The sequence below is a fragment of the Seongchinamella unica genome (genome assembly GCF_004354085.1).
Taxonomy (GTDB): Bacteria; Pseudomonadota; Gammaproteobacteria; order Pseudomonadales; family Halieaceae; genus Halioglobus; species Halioglobus unicus.
The window spans coordinates 72,763-93,952 of record NZ_SMSE01000006.1; the positions used below are offsets into that span (position 1 = coordinate 72,763).

At 60.4% G+C, this 21,190-nt stretch carries 13 protein-coding genes; 6 read left to right on the forward strand and 7 right to left on the reverse strand.

The features are described 5' to 3' along the window. The first annotated feature begins 6 nt into the window (after positions 1–6). A complete protein-coding gene (locus E2F43_RS18605; RefSeq protein WP_133215563.1) occupies positions 7–1,029 on the forward strand; it encodes a PA2778 family cysteine peptidase in 1,023 nt (340 codons plus the stop codon). A gap of 35 nt (positions 1,030–1,064) precedes the next feature. Here E2F43_RS18605 and E2F43_RS18610 read toward each other — a convergent pair whose 3' ends face one another. Beyond that, the gene (locus tag E2F43_RS18610) at positions 1,065–2,744 is read right to left on the reverse strand and encodes a tetratricopeptide repeat protein (protein WP_133215565.1); all 1,680 of its coding nucleotides are present in this window, start codon (positions 2,742–2,744) and stop codon (positions 1,065–1,067) included. A gap of 194 nt (positions 2,745–2,938) precedes the next feature. Between E2F43_RS18610 and E2F43_RS18615 the strand changes: the two genes are divergently transcribed. Continuing rightward, positions 2,939–4,753, forward strand: coding sequence for a SpoIIE family protein phosphatase (locus E2F43_RS18615; protein ID WP_133215567.1), 1,815 nt, complete (start codon positions 2,939–2,941; stop codon positions 4,751–4,753). Here E2F43_RS18615 and E2F43_RS18620 read toward each other — a convergent pair. The 3 genes from E2F43_RS18620 to E2F43_RS18630 form a co-directional block, all read right to left on the reverse strand. Next, on the reverse strand, positions 4,750–7,794 hold the full coding sequence (locus tag E2F43_RS18620; RefSeq protein WP_238947026.1) for a YfiR/HmsC family protein: 3,045 nt from the start codon (positions 7,792–7,794) through the stop codon (positions 4,750–4,752). The genes E2F43_RS18615 and E2F43_RS18620 overlap by 4 nt on opposite strands. Positions 7,795–8,005: 211 nt before the next feature. Next, a complete protein-coding gene (locus tag E2F43_RS18625; RefSeq protein ID WP_133215569.1) occupies positions 8,006–9,619 on the reverse strand; it encodes a class I adenylate-forming enzyme family protein in 1,614 nt (537 codons plus the stop codon). A gap of 66 nt (positions 9,620–9,685) precedes the next feature. Beyond that, positions 9,686–11,356 (reverse strand): M28 family metallopeptidase, encoded by a 1,671-nt coding sequence (locus tag E2F43_RS18630; protein ID WP_133215571.1) that lies wholly within the window; start codon positions 11,354–11,356, stop codon positions 9,686–9,688. Positions 11,357–11,609: 253 nt separating this feature from the next. Here E2F43_RS18630 and E2F43_RS18635 point away from each other — a divergent pair, with 253 nt between their 5' ends. Further along, a complete protein-coding gene (locus E2F43_RS18635; RefSeq protein ID WP_165954404.1) occupies positions 11,610–12,548 on the forward strand; it encodes an SDR family NAD(P)-dependent oxidoreductase in 939 nt (312 codons plus the stop codon). Between the two features lie 91 nt (positions 12,549–12,639). Here the strand turns inward: E2F43_RS18635 and E2F43_RS18640 are convergent, their stop codons facing one another. Genes E2F43_RS18640 through E2F43_RS18650 form a run of 3 tightly spaced genes read right to left on the reverse strand, consistent with a single transcriptional unit; the run spans position 12,640 to position 16,439 of the window. After that, positions 12,640–13,392: a TIGR01458 family HAD-type hydrolase gene (locus tag E2F43_RS18640; RefSeq protein WP_133215575.1), complete on the reverse strand. Its 753-nt coding sequence runs from the start codon at positions 13,390–13,392 to the stop codon at positions 12,640–12,642. Between the two features lie 40 nt (positions 13,393–13,432). Next, positions 13,433–15,622: a sodium-translocating pyrophosphatase gene (locus E2F43_RS18645; protein WP_133215577.1), complete on the reverse strand. Its 2,190-nt coding sequence runs from the start codon at positions 15,620–15,622 to the stop codon at positions 13,433–13,435. A 37-nt stretch (positions 15,623–15,659) separates the two neighbouring features. Further along, a complete protein-coding gene (locus E2F43_RS18650; protein WP_133215580.1) occupies positions 15,660–16,439 on the reverse strand; it encodes a hypothetical protein in 780 nt (259 codons plus the stop codon). A gap of 377 nt (positions 16,440–16,816) precedes the next feature. On the opposite strand from E2F43_RS18650, the gene E2F43_RS18655 reads away from it, so the two are divergent. The 3 genes from E2F43_RS18655 to E2F43_RS18665 all read left to right on the forward strand — a co-directional run bounded on the left by E2F43_RS18655 (position 16,817) and on the right by E2F43_RS18665 (position 21,124). Then, positions 16,817–19,474, forward strand: coding sequence for a M16 family metallopeptidase (locus E2F43_RS18655; protein WP_133215582.1), 2,658 nt, complete (start codon positions 16,817–16,819; stop codon positions 19,472–19,474). A 32-nt stretch (positions 19,475–19,506) separates the two neighbouring features. After that, entirely contained in the window at positions 19,507–20,376 is an 870-nt protein-coding gene (locus E2F43_RS18660) for a class I SAM-dependent methyltransferase (protein WP_133215584.1), read from the forward strand. A gap of 169 nt (positions 20,377–20,545) precedes the next feature. Continuing rightward, positions 20,546–21,124, forward strand: a complete 579-nt coding sequence (locus tag E2F43_RS18665) for a superoxide dismutase (RefSeq protein WP_133215586.1) — start codon at positions 20,546–20,548, stop codon at positions 21,122–21,124. The last annotated feature ends 66 nt before the right edge of the window (positions 21,125–21,190 follow it).

A 21,190-nucleotide genomic window follows, 5' to 3' on the forward strand; every position in this document is an offset into this window, starting at 1 on the left:
CGCTCAATGATAAGCCGGATTTCCCGCCCATTGCGGCTGGTCCGGCAGTTACTGCTACTGTTGCCAGTCTGCTACTTGTGGGGCTGCTCGGTCAACCCGGCCCTGCACATTGATGAGCACGGTGCCAACCTCCCCGACTCGGCTCTGGTGACGGTTCCGTTTCATCCTCAGACCGCGCTGCAATGCGGGCCCGCGGCCCTGGCCACCGTGCTCGGCGCCAGTGGTGTAGAGGTTGATCCGGAGCAACTGGCTCCCCACGTTTTCATACCCGAGCGGGACGGTAGCCTCCAGGTTGAACTCATGGCCGCCACCCGCACCAGGGGCCGAATCCCCTTCCCACTGGGCGTCGATGTGAGCGAGCTCCTCGAGGAACTCGCTGCTGGCCGGCCGGTGCTGGTCATGCAAAACCTGGGCACCAGGAGCACACCAATCTGGCATTACGCCGTCCTTACCGGCTATCAACAGTCACAGAATCGATTCAGACTGAATTCAGGCAAGGATAAAGACCTGTGGCTGGGCGCTCCGGCGTTCCTGCGGACCTGGGACTGGGCCGGACGATGGGCGATTGTCACCCTGGAGCCAGGCCAATACCCCGTAAGAGCCCCCCAGACCCCTGACCCGATCCGCTACCTGCGCCCTGTGCTGGACTTCGAGAACGTGGCTGGCATCACGGCCGCGCAACCGGCCTGGCGCGCTGCCGCGTTGCAATGGCCCAACGCATCACTGCCCGCACTGGCGTTGGGAAATATTGCCTACCAAACCGGCAAACTCGAGGAGGCCGTGCGCTGGTACGCGCGGGGGCTCGCCACAGATGGGGACAATCCCGCACTGGCCAACAACCTCGCGAGCGCGCTCGGCGCGGCGGGATGCGCAAGGGGCGGAGAGAAAATCCTCGCGGAGTTCGCCGGTAATCTCCAGCAAGACAGCCCATGGGCGGCTACCATCGAGACAACCCGTGCTGAACTGGCGGAGCAGCGCATGCCTGACAATGAGCGTTGCGCAGCACTGGTGCAACCGGCAGAGTCATGATGAGGGGCAAGCTCTAACCGCGACCTGAATTCACCTCAGTGACGGCTCAGCCAGGCCCTGGCGTGCTTCACCTGGGGCAAATTGCCATCGGCGTCAGGCCAGGCTGCGAGGAACGTTTTGTAGGCTTTCCTGGCAGTGTTTTTATCGCCTTCCAACTCGTAGCTGCGCGCGATGCCGTAGAGTGGCATGCCGGCGTTGGGTCTTTGTCTAAGCACAGACTCGTAAGCGCTTCGCGCTCCGGTGAAATCACCGCTTTCTGCCCGCATCATGGCCAGGGTTTCCGCCGCAGGGTGGATATTGCTGCGCGGTTCGCCGTATTCGATCTCGGCTTCCAGGGCTACGGCCCGTTCCAGCAGTTCAATGCCCTCGTCGGCATCGCCGCCGGCTGACGCTATTGCCCCCTGTAATTCAAGTGCCGCTATCTCAAGTGGCTTCCTGCGATAAGCGAGCTTCGCCTCATCGCGCTGGGATCGCCACAACACGGAATCCAGCTGATGTGAAAATTGCCGGGCGGATTCCACCTCCCCTTTGCTGACGGCTGCCATGCCGGCACAATAGGCGAGATAGGCTTGCTGCAGCGCCTCTAAGCTATCGGTCTTCTCCCAGCTGTCCCAGCGGCTATCGGCAATCAATTCCGCGGCCAACTCAAACAGTTCCAGCCGCATGGCCATATAGGCACGTTCCATCATTGCGCGGCCAAGCAACATCTCAAAGTGAGGCAGGTGTCGGAAAGAAGACGCTTCCGTCAAGCTTGCGAGATTATCAGCATACTGCCCGCCCTCCTGAAAGCGTCCGGCCTCGGCCAGGTTGCTCATTATGAAGCTGAAATTGTGCAGGTAGTTCCAGGTAAAGATCGCCTCGATATCGTACCTGGCCATATACCTGACATCCGCCTCTTCCGCTTTTTTGAACTGCTCGTGGGCCTTGCCGTAGTTACCCATCAGGTAGTGAATATGACCGGGCATGTGAACAATATGACCTGAATCTGGAGCGAGCCTGGCCAGGGTCTCGGCAGCATTCAATGCTGATTCGGGGTGCTGGCCAGGTTCCTGACTGTGGATCCAGTAGTGTAATAGACCATGGTGGTCGGCGTATTGCTCAAATTCGCGCTCCAGCAGCAGTTGCCCATAGAGCTGTTCATCCTTGGGCTCACCCGCTGCGTTGTAGCCGGTTTCGAGTTGGGTCCAGAGAAACAGACGAGCCTCAATTTCGTCGGGGTATTCGTTGAGCAGGGCGAGCAGTACTCTGTTGTGAGCTGCAACGCCTTTTTCTTCATTGCCCTCGTGAAGGGCAATAACAGCATCCAGATAATACTTTTCGCGCGCTGTAGCGCCGCTGCTCAAGGCCTTCATTGCCTCTACTGCTTCAGCCAAAACCGCCTGTCTCTGGTCCTTGCTGAGATTAGCCATTCTACTGCCGGCCAGGTAAAGGCCCCAGTGCGGCATCGCCGAGTCGGGGTCCAGCTCGGAGGCATGGAGAAACGCCCTGTAGGCCTCAAACCACCAGAAATCATGCAACAGCGATACGCCCTGGTCGAAATACAACTGGGCATCTTTCACCCCGGTCGATATCTCAAGATGACTGTTGCCCACGCCTTCCATCCGGGCTGGCGGACCAATACGGTCGATGTATTCCAGGGTAGTAGGCTCGTCCCCGTACGTGCCGGGAATAAAACACCAAAGCGCAACAAAGCCCAGGATAAAGTCGCGTGTCATTAATGCGGTCCTTTTCGCAGATGATGTCACGCCATTGTAGTCTATTCACGGACTCACGAATAAGCTGATCCGGGCGGGAAGGCTGAGTAACCCGATCTCGCGAGTGCGCCGTAATTATCTATACTGGAGACTGGACATCGCCTGTCGCCCTGCAGTGTGCAAGCGCGCCGTGGTCCTGCCCGGAGTGTCATTCAATGAGCAGCGATAACCTCCAAACAACCGCCAGACCAGGCCAGGGGCCGATCCTGCTGGTGGTGGACGACGACCCCATGGTCCGGAAGATCCTGGTCCGGGGACTCGAGTCGCTGGCACCCGCTGAAATTATCGAGGCCGAGGATGGCCAGGCAGCCCAGGCGCGGTTGCTGGAGAACGCGGTGGATGTGGTGGTGACCGACGTGGTCATGCCCCGAATGGACGGCCTGGAACTCATGAAGTGGGCGCAGGCAAACTGCCCGGGACCACTCTGGATCATACTTTCGGGTCTCGAAACTTTTGACGCCGCCATCGACGCTCTGCACCTGGGCGCTTTCGACTACCTGGCCAAGCCTCCCGAGGTACAGCGGGTGCGCGTCGCCGTTCGCAACGCGCTGGACCAGATAGAACTGGTCCGTGATCGCCAGCGGCTCTATGCCGAGCTGGCAGAGAGCGCGGAGCAACTGGCCGAAAAAGTCGAGCAGCTGGAAGAGGCGAACCGGGTCCTGGAAGACCAGGCGGCAGTCATCCAGGCAGACCTGGACCGTGCGGAAATTATTCAGCGGGCCCTGTTGCCCCAGGCGCCACCCCGGGTCAGCGGTTGGTGCATGGACACGCTTTATCGACCGGGCAGCAGCGTCGGCGGTGACTTCTACGACGCCATCCTGCTGGATCGGGATCACCTGGCACTGGTCATTGCGGATGCCGCAGGGCACGGCGTAGCCGCCGCCATGATTTCCGTGCTGTTCAAGACACGACTGCACCCGATGGGCCAGGGTGGCGAGATTCTCGGGCCGGCGCAGGTGCTACAGGACCTCAACCACACCCTGTTCCAGACCCTCTCAGCTCCGGGCACCTTTATCACCGCCGCCTATGTGCTGATCAACCTGCGCCAGGGGCTGGCCCAGTTCGCCTCTGCCGGCCATACTCCCTGTGTCTGGACATCCCCCGGCGGTGAGGTGAGGTTGCTGCAGCGCACCGGACCCGCCCTGGGCCTGGATGCAGCGGCGGACTATACACAGAGCGAGCTGACCATTGAACCGGGTGACCGGCTATTGCTTTACACCGATGGAGTCACTGACGGGGGAGCCGAATCACCCGATGTTGAGCAGCTGGGACAGGCAATGTGTGCGGATACCGCCCACGCTGAACTGCTGGGCCCCCTGTACGAATCCGCCCGTCACGGCGTCACCGGAGATCGGGATGATATCACTTTGCTACTGCTGGAACGCGCCGAGGGGGACAGCCGTTTCGACGATACCCCTACTCGGGAACAGCGCGCCGAGACCCAGTTTTCAGAGATGCAACCCCATTTGCGCCTCGGCGCCAGATCGGGACACGCTTTCCTGAGTATCAGCGGAGCAGCGACCTGGCTGTGCAGCCAGTCCCTGCTGGATGCAGCCCGCGACCTGCTGAGGCAGCACGGTCGACTGACGATAGACCTGGCAGACTGCGAGAATCTGGACAGCACCTGCCTCGGTACTCTGCACGAGCTGGTAACCGAGCACTCGGACGTGGTGCTCCTGCAGCGCGTACCGGAAAAAATTCGCCGACTGTTCGACGAATTGAGCATGTGCAAAGTCATGGAACACATCAGCAAATCAAGCGAGGATTTGCCCGACGACATGCAGGCCCTGTTGAGCGATGCGGTGGCCCCGGACCAGCAGGGTAAACGAATTCTCAGGGCCCACGAAACCCTGGCGGCACTCAGCGAGGGAAATCGCGAGCAGTTCGCTGCGGTGGTGGAGTCACTGCGGGCTGACCTGGCGCGCAAAGGCCAGGATGATGACCGTTCAGGGAACGCCAGCGGCCTCTAGCCGGGTTCGGAGTTATCGCCCCGGCCACAGGAGTGCAAGGCGATCTCCAGCTCTGCCAACCGGGCCTGCAATTCAACCAGGGCGCCACCGACCGCACCGCTATTTCCTTCGCGGCCCATTCTTTCCAGCTTGAGCGCAGCGCTGGCCGCGGCCTGACCGCCGATCACCTGAACCGAGCCTTTGAGGGAATGGGCCGCCCTTTGCAGCGCGTCCATATCTGCGGCTGCGACGGCAGCCTCGACATCTGCCAGCAACCCCGGATACTGCCCCCTGAACATCTCCACAAGTTCGTCGAAAAAGTCCTCGTCGCCATCCAGGTTGCGCAGCGCGCTCGCCCTGTCCAGGCAGGGTTCTTCCCCAGTGGAATCGCCTGCGTCGGGCTCGGTAGACCCGGGGGCAGATGCCAGGGACGAGGCAGCGACCTTCTCTACTTGCTGGAAGAGTTCCCCGGCGCGGAAGGGCTTGGTGACAAAACTGTTCATCCCCGCCGCAAGGCAGTTCTCCCTGTCCTCTACCGTCGCCCCGGCGGTGAGGGCGATAATGGGTACATGAACACCACAAGCCCGTTCCCGATCACGTATTATTCGTGTGGCGGTCAGGCCATCCATCACCGGCATGTGCACGTCCATGAGCACCAGGTCGAAGTCCTCGCGAGCCGTAATGTCCACCGCCTCCTGGCCATTCCGTACCAGTTCCACCGCGTGGCCACGTTTTGTCAGCAGATCACGCGCAACCTTCTGATTGACGGGATTATCCTCCACCAGCAAAATCCGCCTGGCAACGAGGTCTGCAGGGAAGGACTCGAGCACAGAGCTGCCCCTGGCCGTGGTAATACCAATGGCATTGGTGATTGCGCTGAGCAGGTCGGAGTGTTTCACCGGTTTCATCAGCATCCGGGATATACCCAGTTGATCCCGAACCTCCTGGGATTCTGCACGACCCGCGGAGGACAGCATTATGATTCGCATGCCGGCCAGTTCAGGCCGCTGGCGAATCCGGGTGGCCAATTCGATGCCGTCCATCTGCGGCATCATGACATCCAGTAGTGCCAGGGCAACCTCGATACCCTGATCCCGCGCCTCGTCGAGCGCGGTTAGAGCCGCCATGCCACTCTCTACCACCATAGTCTCCATTCCCCAACTGTGCAGGAGTTCTTCCAGGATGAGGCGGTTGGTATCGTTGTCGTCCACAACCAGCACTTTCAGCCCGCGCAATTCCCCGGGATGCACCGGCGGCGGGACCTGCCCTTCGGGAATGCCGAAGTTGGCGCTGAAGAAAAAGGTGCTGCCCTTCCCCGCCTCGCTGCTGATCTGCATACGCCCACCCATCATCTCGGCCAGCTGGGAGGCTATCGCCAGTCCCAGGCCGGTGCCTCCGAACTGACGTGTGGTGGAGGAGTCGGCCTGGCCGAAGGCCTCGAATATCCTGCGCTGCTGAGCCCGGGAAATTCCGATTCCGGTATCCCGAACTTCAAATCGGAGGCGGGCCTCATCTGCCTCGCCAGGCTCGAGCTGGACATCCACCGCAACCTCTCCCTCCTCGGTGAACTTGATGGCGTTACCGACCAGGTTGACCACAATCTGCCGAAGTCGCAGCGGGTCTCCCAGGAGGTTTTCGGGCACATCGGGTGGAATGTGAAAGGTGAGCTCCAGCCCCTTCTCGTTGGCACGCAGTGCGAGCGTCTGCAGGGTATCGCCAAGGATATCCCTGATATTGAAGGGCACGCGCTCCAGGTCCAGGCGACCGGCCTCGATCTTGGAAAAGTCGAGGATGTCATTGATGATTCCCAGCAGGGTGTCTGCTGATTTGATGATCAGCGCGACATACTCCCGCTGCGTGTCTGACAGCTCTGTTCCGTCCAATAATTCCGCCATACCGATTACCCCGTTCATGGGGGTGCGAATCTCGTGGCTCATCGTGGACAGGAACTGGCTCTTCGCCTCGGTCATCTGCACCAGTTTCTCATTGGCCACTCCCAGCTCCCGGGTTTTACCCTCCAGCTGCAGGTTCAGGCGATGCTTGCTGCGATAAGCGCGGAAAATCACCGCGATCAGGGTAAGTACCAGCAGCAGTCCCACGACCGCGCCCGCCAGAATCAGGCGCTGACTCTCAATGGTACTGAGTTGCCTGACGAGCACCTGCTCCTGCTCCGTAATCTTCTGCTCCTGTTCGCCAATTGCCGCCTGCTGGTCCGCCAGGCGTTGCTGATTTCGCTCGATGCGCTGGGAGTAACCCTCGATATAGGCTTCCTTTTCCGCCAGAATGCGCTCCTTGTCGGCAAGCTTTGCCTCGTTGTCCAAGAGTCTGTTCTCGCTGTCCTCAAGCACCTGCTGTATTTCGGAAAGTTGCTCTCCCAGCGCCTCCAGCTCGCTCTCGTTCACGGCGACCAGCGCGCGCTGGCGCTCTATCGTCTGCTGCTGTCGTTCCAGTTCCCGCCGCTGTTCTTCCATCTGCTGCTGCCGCTGCAGGGCGATGGCCCTGGCCCGCTCCAGCTCGGCCTCGGTTTCCTCGTAAACCGCGGCCACGTCGAGTTTGCTGCCACCGAAAAGCAGCATATCCTTGGACAGCTGGAGTCCGGCATCGATAATATTGCTGCGATTGATCTCGAAGGCGAGGCGCGTGTTGCTGGGGTGGGTAAAGTTCACCATGCTGTACTCGAGGCTTGGAGCACCGTCGGTGATAATCAGGGTTTGACTACCCTTTAGTGCCCGGTAGATGCCCTTCAGTTCTGAATTCCTGCCGGGTGAAACAACGAGAATGTGGGCGGCCCGCGCGTTTTCGAGTGAGGAAAACAACTGTACCGATACCGGTTTACCCCGAGTCGGGTATTTCAAGACCTCACGACGGAGAACCTGCATCAGTCCGCGATCGCGTCCATACAGTGCCACCTGCCAGGTATCAATCTCGTCCTCGTCCGGCCAGGTGGTATTTGCCAGTATTGAAATTAACAGGCTGGCCTTACCGTCCTCTACCGTCACTTCCTGCGAGGAAGCGGATACAGAAAACAACAAAACCAGCAATACGCCGTAAATGAGACGCAAGCCCTGTCCGAGAGACATCAGGTGACGCAATACGTGAACCTTTTGGGACGACACACAAAAAAATATAGCACCGATAGGGGCGAAGTCGAGGCGCAGTCGCTACAAGCTGGGTCAGGCCAGGGTTAGCGCCCCTGCCCCCGGGGTTCGGGAGGCTCAACAGGTCAGGCTGCTGCAGGCCATAAACACAATGGTGAGCGCCAGGACCCCGGTCCTATGTTAATAGCGTGTACTCGCCGGCCTCGAAGGCTTCCCGGAGTTTGAACTTCTGGATCTTGCCCGAGCCAGTCAGCGGCCAATCGCTTACGTTTATCCAATAAGCCGGGGACTTTTGTGGCGACAGCCGTTCGCGGATAAACGCCTTCAGGTCCCCCGCGCTGGGCGGCTGGTCCGCCGAACTGCGGATAAAACAGGCCACCTGCTCGCCCCATTTTTCATCCGGCACACCGACAACCGCAACTTCGTCGATGTCCTCGTGTTCCAACATGGCGTTTTCAATCTCTGCCGGGAACAGGTTTTCGCCGCCACGAATAATCATTTCCTTGACCCGGCCGGTAATTTTGACATACCCGCGGGAATCCATTCGCCCCAGGTCTCCGGTGTGCAGCCAGCCTTCGCTGTCGATCGCGGCGGCGGTAGCGTCCGGATTGTCGTTGTAGCCAAGCATCACGCTATAGGCCCGGGCACAGATTTCCCCCTGCTCACCGATGGGAACCACCTGGTTGGATTGCGCATCACGAATCGATATTTCAGTGTACGCCACCGGCTGCCCGATGGTCTGGGTAAGGTCTTCGATGGTGTCGTCATACCATGCCTGGGTCAAGACCGGCGAGGTCTCGGTCTGGCCATAGACAATCTGTATCGGTGCACCAAATACCTCTTTCGCGTCGTGACATAGCTGGGGGGCAACCATTGCGCCGCCTGACATGATTCTCTGTACCGACGAAACATCGCGCCCGGTACGACGAACTTCCTCGATCAGTGCTACCAGCATCGTCGGCACACCCAGGATAAACCTGGTTTTTTCCCGTTCCACCACTTCGGCAATCATGGCCGGGTCGAACATTGGCGCGAGCAGCATGGTAGACCCCGCGCCCAGACCCCCGAGAACCAGAATGGCGCACCCGGTCGTGTGGAACAGGGGCATATTGTGAATAAACACATCTCCCGCCTCAACACCAGCACGTTGCATCGCGTCGATTCCATTGCGTACCAATCCGTGGTGGTGCAGTAACGCACCCTTGGGAAAGCCGGTGGTGCCGGACGTGTATTGAATCTGGACCGGGTCATGTGGCACGGGGTCGCGCAACGTTCCCTGTTCTTCGCCAGCAAACAGCTGGTCATGGTCTGTCAGAAGAATTCGATGGGTGATTGCCGGTATCTGCTCACAGACGCTGTCGGCGATTTCCTGCATGGGATTACCGCGAAAGTCGGCCACGTAGTAGATCGCCTCCGACCGCGACTGCTCCAGAACATACTTCAGTTCATTTTTCTGGTACGACGGATTAACGGTGACAAGAATAACGCCGGCGAGACCGCAGGCCAGTTCCAACAACACCCATTCCGGCACGTTGTTGGCGTACACCGCGATGCGAGAGCCCTGGGCATGCCTGCTGGCGAGCGCTCGAGCGAGCCGCTCGGTATCGGCCAGCAACTCTTCATAGGTCCAGGTTCGGCCGATATTACCGCTGTAGTCGAGTTCCTTGAGCGCGGGTTGGGTTGGCGACCGAGCAGCAGACTGGCGCAGCATATCGCCGATAGTCATTGGCGCAGGTTCGTCGCCACCCTGCGCGGGAAAATATGAGTTCTTGAGTTCGACTTTATACACAGGTTGTCTCCCAACTAACCATTAATATTATCGTGCAGCCCGACTATTGGCATCCGGGCGCACCTTTTATCGGGCCCTTTGGGCACTGCTGCGATCGCGTATCGCTTTGAACTCTGATTCCGGCAACCAGCCGGGCCAATCCCCATTGTTGCCCAGTTCGCGAATGATGTCATGGAACAACTCAATGTCCTGCACCGCACCGCGCAGGTCCCAGTCGGGACTCCACGCGTCGCAGGTCTGGTGATAGCAGTTACCGACGTATTCGGCGATCCAGGCGTCACCCGCCGCACGACCGCCGTCGACCAGGTCCGCACCGCCGGCAATCCCCATCATCAGTAACACCGGCACCCCTTCGCGCGCCAGGGAGAAATGATCGGCGCGATAAAAGAGACCGTTCTCGGGCAGGTTCTCCGGCGTGACATAGCGCCCCTGCCGTCTGGCGGCCCGCTCCAGGTAGCCCTCAAGCTCGCTTTGTCCCTCGCCGATGAGAATCACGTCATTGGCCGGTCCCGCGGTCTGCAGTATGTCCAGGGTAAAATTGGCCACCGTGGTTTCCAGCGGGTAGACCGGGTTGGCGGCGTAGGTGGCCGAGCCCAACAGGCCGCTTTCTTCAGCCGTCCACGCGGCGAAGACCACGCTGCGCTGCAGCGGAGGACCCGCCTTCAACACCCTGGCCAGCTCGATCACACCCGCTGTTCCCAGCGCGTCATCATTGGCGCCGGGGCGCACCGTCCGCCCCTCGCTGTCGGGTTCGCCCTCGCCAAAGGCGTCCCAGTGAGAAGCCACCATGAGGGTTTCATCGGCGCGGGTAGTCCCGGGTAAAAGGGCCAGTACGTTACGGCTTTCAATACGTTGAATATCGACGCTGACCGCCGCATCGAGGCGGGTATTGGGCAGTTCGAAGGCGCTGAAGTCGGGGTGCCTGGCCAGTGTGCGCTGTTCATCCAGGTCCAGGCCCGCGGTCGCGAACAACTGGCTGGCGGCGTCCCAATGCATCCAGCCCTGCAGTTGCATGGATCGCTCGCTGCCGGGGGGAAGGACCCTGGAAAAATTCTGCCCGGGTGAGGCAGACGCAACCCCCCAACCATAACCCGCCGCCTTGTCCTCGTGAATAACGATCGCTGCAATCGCGCCGCGTCGTTCGGCTTCCTCAAACTTGTAGGCCCAGCGGCCATAGTATGTCATGCGCCTGCCACCAAAGCGCTCGCCTACTGGCTCGCCTTCCGCGGCCGAAAAGTCCGGGTCATTGACCAGGAACAGCGCCACCTTGCCCGCAAGATCGATATCGCCGAAGTCATCCCACTGACGCTCCGGGGCGCGCGCACCAAAACCGACAAATACCACCGGCGCATTCTCGATCCGCAGCGAAGGTCTGGACTGCAATGTAGACAGCGCCACATCCTTCCCCTGGGACAGGCCAAGACGTTGGTCGCCGGTTGTCACCACGAAGTCAGGATCTTTGACCTGGGTCTGCCACAGAGGTACGGCCTGGGTCCAGCTGCCATTCGCGGCCCCGGGCTTCAGCCCAAGCGCACTGAACTGTTCGATGAGAAAGGCTACGGTTCGGGCTTCCCCCGGTCCGCCCGGGGCGCGCCCCGCAAACTCGTCCGCAGCCATTGTCTTGACGATGGCGGACAGTCGATCCGCCTCAATGCGAGGCGTGGATGACTCCGGCGGGACAGCGGCTTGACTGCCAAGGGCAAGAAGGGCTGCGAGCACCGGCGCATAGTACTTCATTCGGGTTTCCTGTGTTTGCCAGTGCTGTGAGTCTAGCAGCATTTGTGGCGGTCGGCTGACTGCCCGGACTGGTGTAGACCGCGCTGTCCGGGCCCGCAGGTCACGCCCATTGTACTGGCTCTTTGCTGCCGTCTCCGGGCCGGTATCGCAGTGGTACTTCCCCCGGGCCAGCCCCTGGCGAAGATATACAGTAGACTCGCTCCCAGCTTCTAACGGCGGACAGCAGCAAAACGCGCACAGGAACATAGAGGACGTGGACGAAAAAATAGCAATTGTGACCGGCGCCCATGCCGGGCTCGGATACAACACCACCCAGAAACTGCTCCGGGAGGGCTACTCGGTGGTCATGGGCTGCCGCTGCCTGGAAACGGCCAACACCGCCCGGGAGCAGCTGCTGAAGGAGGCACCGGAAGCGAACCTGGAGATCATCCCGCTGGATCTGTCAGTACCCGACTCGGTGGCGGCATTCAGCGACGCTTTTGCCGCCCGCTTCGGACGCCTTAACCTGCTGATCAATAATGCCGCGATCATGGGCGTCCCGCTAACGCGCAATGACGCGGGTTTTGAGCTGCACCTGGCGACCAATTACCTCGGTCCCTTCGCGCTGACCGGGCTCCTGCTACCGTACTTCGAGGGTGATCAGCCGGGACGCATCGTCAACGTGGGCCGCCTCGCCCACCGGATCGGGAAACTGCCACTGGATGACATCAATTGGCAGCGTGACCACTATAAACCCATGGCCGCCTATGACCGCAGCAAACTGGCCTGGCAATGTTTCACCCAGGAGCTCGCAAGGCGCCTGGCCGCCTGCGACAGCACGGTCATCGCCGTCGGCGCTCACCCCGGCTTTGCCGCTACGGAGATTGGCAACAAGAGCGGTTACACCCAACCCAAGGGCCCCCTCCGCCAATGGTTCCTGGACCGCATGAGAGGGTTGATACCCGGTCCCGAGGTGGCCTGTGAGCCCATCATGCTCGCCGCTTTGGGTGAAGAGGTGGAAAACGGCGACTACTGCGGCCCCGGCGGCTTCATGGAATTCAAGGGTGCGTCTGCCCCCGCGAAGGTCCACAAGCTGGCCCACGATGAGGATACCGGCCGGCGCCTGTGGGCACTGAGTGAGGAGATGACCGGGGTGTATTTTCTGTCAGCCGGCGCCACCACCCCCGGTGGGCCTCCTCCCAATACCTGCTAGGCAGCAACTGACCCCGGTGTGAGGCGGGCGCATCCTGGCCATGACAACAAACTGCCAGGGTGACTGGCACATTGAAGCGGCAGCCTTTCCTTTAACTCAGCGCATAATCCACGGCGCCTTCAATCGAATCGACCAGTTGGAACTCACCTTCGATACGCTGCTCATCCCCGGGCTGGTACTTGCCGGTGCGCACCAGGCAGGCGCCGATACCGGCCCGTAGCGCACCTTCCACATCCCCGAATACATCATCGCCTACCATCATCGTACGCTCTGGAGTCGAGCTGGTGGAGGCAAGCACCAGCCGAAAGAATTCGGCTGAAGGCTTACCCACGATGGTGGCCTCAACACCTGCCGCAAACTCCACTGCCCGGATAAACCCGCCCACATCCATCAGCAGTTCGTCCCCGGATTTGTAGTATCGGTTGGTACCTACTCCCAGCAGTGGCGCGCCCGCCTGGCAAACCTGAAACGCCCGGTTGAGATTACGATAATTGAAGCCGTCTACAGCATCGGCAATGAAGACAGCGTTAGGGTTGTTCTGGTCCATGTCGGCAAATTCACTGAGGATATTTTCGTGCACCAGGCAAAACGGCCGGAGCCGGCGCTCCAGCAGCCATTGCCGGGCGGCATCGACAGCGGTAAAGAGTTGCTGGTCCTGAACCGTAAAACCGAGGTCGTGCAGGTGCTGCAACAGGTCGGCGCGAGTCCTCTGCGAGGTGTTGGTCACAAAACGCAGTTCCAGGTCACTGCGCTGGACCCGTTCGACCGCTTCCCGTGCTCCCGGTATCAGTGTTTCACCGTCGTAAAGCACGCCACTCAGGTCCAGGAACAGTGCGTCTATCATTGTCGTTCTCCATTACCGCCCAAGCGCGGTGTAGCCCCTGTCAAAGGCTCCAGGATACAGCCAGTCCGGCCACCGTGATCGCAATGATACTCATCAGCTTGACGAGGATATTGAGGCTGGGGCCGGAGGTGTCCTTCAATGGATCGCCCACCGTATCGCCGATCACAGCAGCCCGGTGTGCCGCAGAGCCTTTGCCACCGTGATGGCCGGCCTCAATGTACTTCTTGGCGTTGTCCCAGGCACCCCCTGAATTTGACAGGAAGACGGCCAGCACGAAGCCGGTGGACAGGGCGCCCACCAGCAGGCCGATCACCCCCGGCACTCCCAGCAACACACTGACGGCGAGGGGGGCAGTCACTGCCAGCAGTGAGGGTGCGATCATTTCCCGCTGGGCTGCGGCGGTAGATATCTCCACACAACGGGTATAGTCGGGCTCTGAGCTGCCCGCCAGAATGCCCGGGTCCGCCGCGAATTGACGGCGCACTTCAATCACCATCTGGCCAGCGGCACGGCCGACCGCCTGCATGGTCATGCCACTGAAAACAAAGGCGACCATGGCTCCCAGGAAGACCGACACCAGCACCACCGGGTTCAGTAGCGTAACGTTGAAATACAGCATGAAATCAGCGAGGTCCGCCTGCCCGGTGGCAACGATAAGCCCGTCGCGCAGCTCCAGCATGTGCTGGCCCACACGCAAAAGCTCGATTCGAACCACTTCCAGGTAGGTGGCGATAAGGGCCATGGCAGTGAGGGCCGCAGAGCCAATGGCAAACCCCTTGCCGGTGGCGGCTGTCGTGTTCCCGAGGGAATCCAGGGCGTCGGTACGCGCCCTGACCTCGGGGCCCAGTCCGCTCATTTCGGCATTGCCACCGGCATTGTCAGCAATCGGACCATAGGCATCACTGGCAAGGGTAATGCCCAGTGTCGACAACATGCCCACCGCGGCGACCGCCACACCGTAAAGCCCCTCGCTGATATTGCCCGGATCGAAACCCGCACCCGACAGGAACGCCAGCAGGGTGCCGGTGACCACCGCCAGGACCGGCAGCGCGGTCGACAGCATGCCGGTGCCCAGGCCGGAGATCAGAGCCGTGGCCGCCCCCTCTTCCGCCGCTGCGGCGATCGAGCGAGTCGGGGCATGAGACGCGGAAGTGGCGTGTTCCGTGGCCCGGCCGATCACCACGCCGGTGACCAGCCCCGCAGCCACCGCGCCCCAGATCCCCCAGAGATTGGGCATATCCATCCAGTAAAATACCAGCGGGGAGGCAAGCAGCACTGTCGCTGCCGAAGTATTGGTGCCCCGGGCCAGGGCGCGCAGCAGTTCCTCCTGGTCTGCTCCTTCCCGGGTCCGGACCAGGAAAATACCCGCTACCGACAACAGCAGGCCCAAACCGGCGATAACAAACGGTGCGCAGACTGCACTGACCTGGTCCTGTGGGGCGGTGGTATAGGCGGCGGCCCCAAGCGCGCTGGCGGCGAGAATCGAGCCACAATAGGATTCGAAGAGATCTGCGCCCATGCCGGCGACATCGCCGACGTTATCGCCGACGTTGTCGGCAATAACCGCGGGGTTGCGCGGATCGTCCTCGGGGATACCGGCTTCTACCTTTCCCACCAGATCAGCACCCACATCGGCCGCCTTGGTATATATGCCGCCGCCGACCCTGGCGAACAGCGCCTGCAGGGATGCGCCCATACTAAAGGTGAGTACGGTTGTTGTTACCAGCACCAGGCGGTGCCCATCCTCTGCAGGAGGTGTCGACCAGTCAATCACCAGCAGCCAGAAAACCGCACTTCCCAGGCCAAGTCCCACCACCGTGAGGCCGATGACCGCGCCACTGCGAAAGGCGATACGCAGTCCCCGGGGCAGTGAGGATCGGGCGGCAGCAGCAGTGCGGCCCGAAGCGAGCGTGGCGGTTTGCATCCCGCAGTATCCGGCAAGGGCAGAAAAGAACCCGCCACACAGGAACGTCAGCGGCAACCAACGGCTCTGCAGCCCTGTGCCAAAGGCGAGGACTGCGAACAGCAGCGCCAGGCCGGTGAACACCCAGAGCATGATTCGATACTGCCGCTTGAGGTAGGCCATGGCGCCCGCTCGCACATGAGCCCCTATGCGGCGCATGGCTGGCGTACCTTCGTCCTGGCGCCGCATTTCCAGGAAAAAGACCAGGGCAAATCCCAGGCCGACTGCGGCCGCAGCGGGTGCCAGCCAGAATAAGGGCTCAGTCATCGCGGGTCCGCTACCGGTTCAAAGTGGCAGCAATTCATCACAGGGTCTGCGCCGAACGCCACCACGGGAAGTGATGCGCTTCCAGCTCGCCAACAGAGGGAAAACGGTAAAAGGCAAAATCCTGCTGGTCCCCGACGTAGAACCCCCCTCGAATCGTCCGGTAATAAACACCCTCATCAACCCGTTTCAGGAATAACTTGCTGGGTTTGCTGTTTCCCTCCAGCAAGCGGGACAGAATTTCCCGGAGGTGCTGCATATTAGGGTAAGGCAGGTCGTCCGCCTCACCGTTCAAGGGATCCTCGGCCAGCCCCCCCAGGGCCAGCTGCGAAAAGGCGATGCGGGGCACATGAACCGGCTTACTCGGGTCGGTGATTGCGCGACAGAAATCCCTCGGTTCCAGACAGCTGGCAACCATGGGATCGATCGGGCAGAACTCCTGGTACAGGTGAGCCCTGGGTCCCGGCTCAGGCTCGTACTGCGATCGCGCCAGTTCCAGGGTGAGGCCGTCCCGGGTTACCAGGTACAGCTTGCGCAGCGCGGAAACCGGTATCCGGGAAAGCACCCGGTAAATGGCCAGGTATACGGACTTCTTCGGGTTGCCGTCCGGGTGCGCAACGCAGCGTTCGCCGATCAACTCCAGCGGGAATTCGTCTGCCGGCACGCCAGCAGGGTCGACCTCGAAAAAGATAGCCTCACCCCGTGAGTGAACCCGTGTGCCTACCGCGTAATAGTGCCCAAACTCCTCTGGCTCCAGCATGGAGGCAATCAGCCCCTGTGGAATCAGGGACAGGTACAGGTACAGGCGCGTATTACTCATGGCCATCCGCCTGTGCCAGCGTCTCCCCAATGCGGGCGATTTGGGCGCTGCCCATGACTGCCAACACCGCATGTTCCATTTTGTGCATAATCCGATCCAAGCCCTGACTCCTGCCGCTTTACGCTACTGCCGATGACAAGTTTAGCCGAAAATATCAAATGGCCGTCGTCAACGGACAGGAGTCATGCGTTCATTGAACTGTTGCCGCTAATGGACATGGTGCTCTACAGTGAGCAACAACGACAGATTTGGGATCAGATTTGGGGTCAGAGTAAAAACTGATCCAGCTTGGATTAAGCAATGATCGCTAACTAGCAGTTTTTACTCTGACCCCAAATTTTTACTCTGACCCCAAATATTTGACGGAGATTCCCGCCATGACCCGACGCGCGAAATTTCGCCTCTGCCTGTACCTCGCTATCCTGTTAACGGGCCTGAGCGGTGGCACAATGGCGGGCGATATTCCGGGGTTGTCCTCGAGGACCCTGGCCAACGGCCTGGAGGTCATCGTCATCGAGAATCCCACGGTACCGCTGGTGACCGTGGAGATTGCAGTTCATGCGGGTGCGTTTGTTGAACCGCCGGAACTCGATGGCTTGTCGCACCTCTACGAGCACATGTTTTTCAAGGGCAACAAGGCCACTCCTACCCAGGAAGCTTTCCTCAACCGTACCCGGGAGCTTGGCGCCATTTTCAACGGAACCACCAGCCAGGAACTGGTCAACTACTATTTCACCCTGCCTTCCAACCGGCTGCGCGAGGCTACGATCTTCATGCGGGATGCATTGTTAACCCCGCTGTTTCGGCGGGATGAACTGAAACGCGAGCGCCCGGTGGTTCTCGGCGAGTTCGATCGCAACGAGGCAAACCCCAGTTTCCACCTGCGTCGCGAAGTCGACCGTGTTTTGTGGGGAGACAACTTCTCGCGCAAGAATGTCATCGGTGACCGTAATGTGCTCGCCACCGCCACACGCGAGCAGATGATGCTGTTCAGGGAACACTACTATATTCCCAATAACAGCGCCCTGATCTTCTCCGGGGACGTCGATCCGCAAGAACCGTACGAACTCGCCGAGGAATTCTTCGGCAGCTGGGCGCGATCCAAAGACCCATCGGTGCGTTTTCCCGTCCCCGCGCACAAAGCTCTCAGCCGCAGTTCCAGGCTGGCGGTTGTGCAGCCGGTGCAGCGGGTTATCCTGAACATCTCCTGGCACGGTCCGGGCATGAAAGAGGACCCCGCATCGACCTACGCTGCGGACGTGCTCTCCTTCATCCTGTCGCAACCCGACTCGGGCTGGAATCGTCGACTGGTTGAGTCCGGTCTTTTCGACTACACCACCCTGAGTTATCTCTCCCAGGTTCACACGGGACCTATCTCCTTTATCGGTGTGACTTCAGCAGAACGACTGGATGAAGCCCACGCTGCTGCGCGAGCAGAGATCGAGGCATTGACATCTGCGGTGTATTTCACTGACGAAGAGCTCGCCTTCGCCAAGAATCAACTGGAGTACTCCGAGTTGCGCGGGCGCCAGCAGCCCAGTAACTACGCCCACACAGTGGCTTTCTGGTGGGCGACCGGTGGCCTGGACTACTATCGCAACTATATAGACGACCTGCGCAAAGTCACCCGCAAGGACATTAACCGCTACGTTGATCGTTATATCCACGACAAACCCCATGTCACGGCGGCCCTGGTTGCAGAAGAGGACCTGGACACGGTATCGCTGTTGGCAGACGCCAGGGTCATACGGCCGGCGACGGGGAGTTCGGAAACAGCGCTGACTGCGCAGAAGGAGACAGGTGCCGTTACCGAGGAATTCGAGATTGCCGGTGTACCGGTACTGCTCCGGCAACTGCCTTCTTCACCGACAGTGGCGGTCGCCGCGTTTTTCCGGGGAGGCCTGGGCGCCACGGCACCCGCTGATGCAGGGCTGGAAAATCTTGTCTGGGCAGTTGCGAGCAAGCAGACGGAAACTTTTGACAAGGCCACCATGGCCAGGGAGCTGACCCGTCTGGGGGCCCGATTGAGCCATCAGGTCGAGGGCGCAAGCTCAATCTTCCTCCTCGACGCTATCGCCGAGCACAGGGAAGACAGCCTGGCCATTTTTCTCGATGCACTGGCTCAGCCTGAATTCACCGATGAGGAGCTCGACCTCGCCCGCGAACGCCAGCTATCAGCCCTGGCCAGCAACTTCGCTGATCCGGACTCACGGCTCAGGTCGCTGGCTGCGCAGGCCCACTATGGTGACCACGCTCTGGCACTGGATCCGCTGGGAGACAAGGCGACTCTCCTGTCCTTTGGCGTCGACGACCTGGCGCGAAAGCACGCTGAGATAGTCAATCGGTCCCGGCTGCTTATTTCGATTGCCGGCGACATAGACCGCGCTACAGTGGAGCGTCTGCTCGAGCCCACACTCGGCGATCTCAGGGCCGGCACTCCGGCGCCCGGGGTCGCTGCGGTGGCCGGCATCGAAGAGCCCACGCCGCTGCTGGAGCAGCGCGAGTTGCCAACGGTCTACATTCAGGGGCTGTTTCCCGCTATCGATCCCGCGTCCGGGGATTATGCGGCACATCTGCTGGCCCATCGTATCCTGTCCCAGGAACTCTGGGAGGAAATTCGCACCCGGCGAAACCTGGCCTATGCCGTGTCTGCCGGTATCCGCAGAGACAGACCCAATGCCGGGTTTCTTTACCTCACCACGGCCGAGCCGAACTCGGCTCTGCCGGTTATTCAGCGCACGGTAGCACGACTCGCCGAGCAGTCCCTGACGCCGGAGGAAGTGCTCAACCACGCGGAGTCTTTACGCACCGCACTGCTGATGCAGATGGAGGACCCGGCGGGCCTGGCTGAAAAGCTCGGCTCCTACGAGCTGAGCAGTGGCGGCTGGGAGAGGCTGGAAGCGGTAATCAACGAACTACCCAATATCACTCCAGCGCAAGTCCAGCAGGCAATACAGCAATCGGTACAATACGTGGACTTCGCCGTTCTTGGAGACCTGTCCAGGGTCGACAAAACCCTGCTCGAGTCGCTGTAGGCGCTGCTTTATTACAAAAAGGGACAGACACCATGACCAATAATTCTCAGGACAACCGTGAACAGATCGAGTACTGGGACGGCGAAGCCGGCCAGGGCTGGGCGGAGCGCAATGCCCAGATGGAAAAGACTCTCGGCCCCATTGGCGAGGAAGCTATCAAGGCGGCAGCCGTGCGGGCGGGAGAAGCCGTGCTGGACATCGGTTGCGGGTGTGCCGACACCTCGCTGGCGCTCCTCCACAGCACCGGCCCCGCAGGCCGGGTGCTGGGAGTCGATATCTCCGGCCCCATGCTGGAAGTGGCACAGAGCAAGGTGCAGACACTCCCTGATAATATCCGCCGAGCAATTACCTTCCAGCAAACGGACGCCAGTATCCACAATTTTGAGGAGAGCGCGTTTGATGTCATGTTCTCGCGTTTCGGCGTTATGTTTTTTGCCGACCCCGCCGGTGCATTCGCCAATATCCGCCGGGCACTGAAGCCCGGAGGCCGGCTGGCATTTATCTGCTGGGCTCCGGTAGCGGGTAACGAATGGATCACCGTACCCATGAGCGCGGCGCTGCAACACCTGCCCAAGCCGGAGCCCATGCCACCGAACGCCCCGGGGCCGTTCGGGCTTTCCGATCCGGAGTTCGTCGATCGGGCACTGAGCCTGGCGGGGTATTCGAACATCAGCATCGCCTCATACCAGCCCACCATGCGTTTTGGTCACGGCATGGAAAGCGAACGGATCGGCGACTTCTTCATCGAAGCTGGCCCGGTGTCGCGCCTGTTGAAAGACGCGCCCCCGGAACTGGTGGAAACCACCCGCAGTGCCATCCGCGAGGCCGTCATGCCTTACTACGACGGGGAAACCGTCAACCTGGCTGCCAGTTGCTGGATTGTAACGGCAAGCAATTCCTGACATTTTGAGGTAACGTCCCGGCCGATTCGCCTCCGGCCACCCAGTTGAATCTGGCGACAATGATTGGCATCCTGAGATATCCCAATCGTCACCAACTTTCCGTACCGTGCGCAGCCATTTAGCGCACCAGTATCTTTTCTGCCAACCACAACACAGGAGTTAAATCGCCATGGCTATTACACTTCCCGAATTACCGTATGCGAAGAACGCACTTGAACCGCATATTTCCCAGGAGACCCTGGAATTCCACTACGGCAAACACCACGCCACCTACGTCGACAAGCTGGGCCCGCTCATCGAGGGAACTGACCTGCAGGACGCGGACCTGGAAACCATCGTCAGGAATTCCAGCGGTGGCGTATTCAATAACGCCGCCCAGGTATGGAACCACACCTTCTACTGGAACTGCCTGAGCCCGAATGGCGGTGGTGAAGCCACGGGCGCCGTGGCGGAGAAGATCAACGCCGCTTTCGGCTCCTTTGGGGACTTCAAGGAAGAATTCACGGCCAGCGCAGTCGGCAACTTTGGCTCCGGCTGGACCTGGCTGGTACAGAAACCCGATGGCTCCGTTGCGATCGTCAACACCAGCAACGCAGAAACACCGCTAACCGGAAACGACCAGCCTCTGCTGACAGTCGATGTCTGGGAGCACGCGTATTACATTGATTATCGCAACGCGCGCCCCAAGTACATGGACGCCTTCTGGGCCCTGCTGAACTGGGACTTCGTGAACGCCAACCTGGCATAACTACCGAAGGATGCTTCCGCTGTCGCAGCAGCGCTCCGGCAATCACCCATAGCCCCGCCGGCCTGC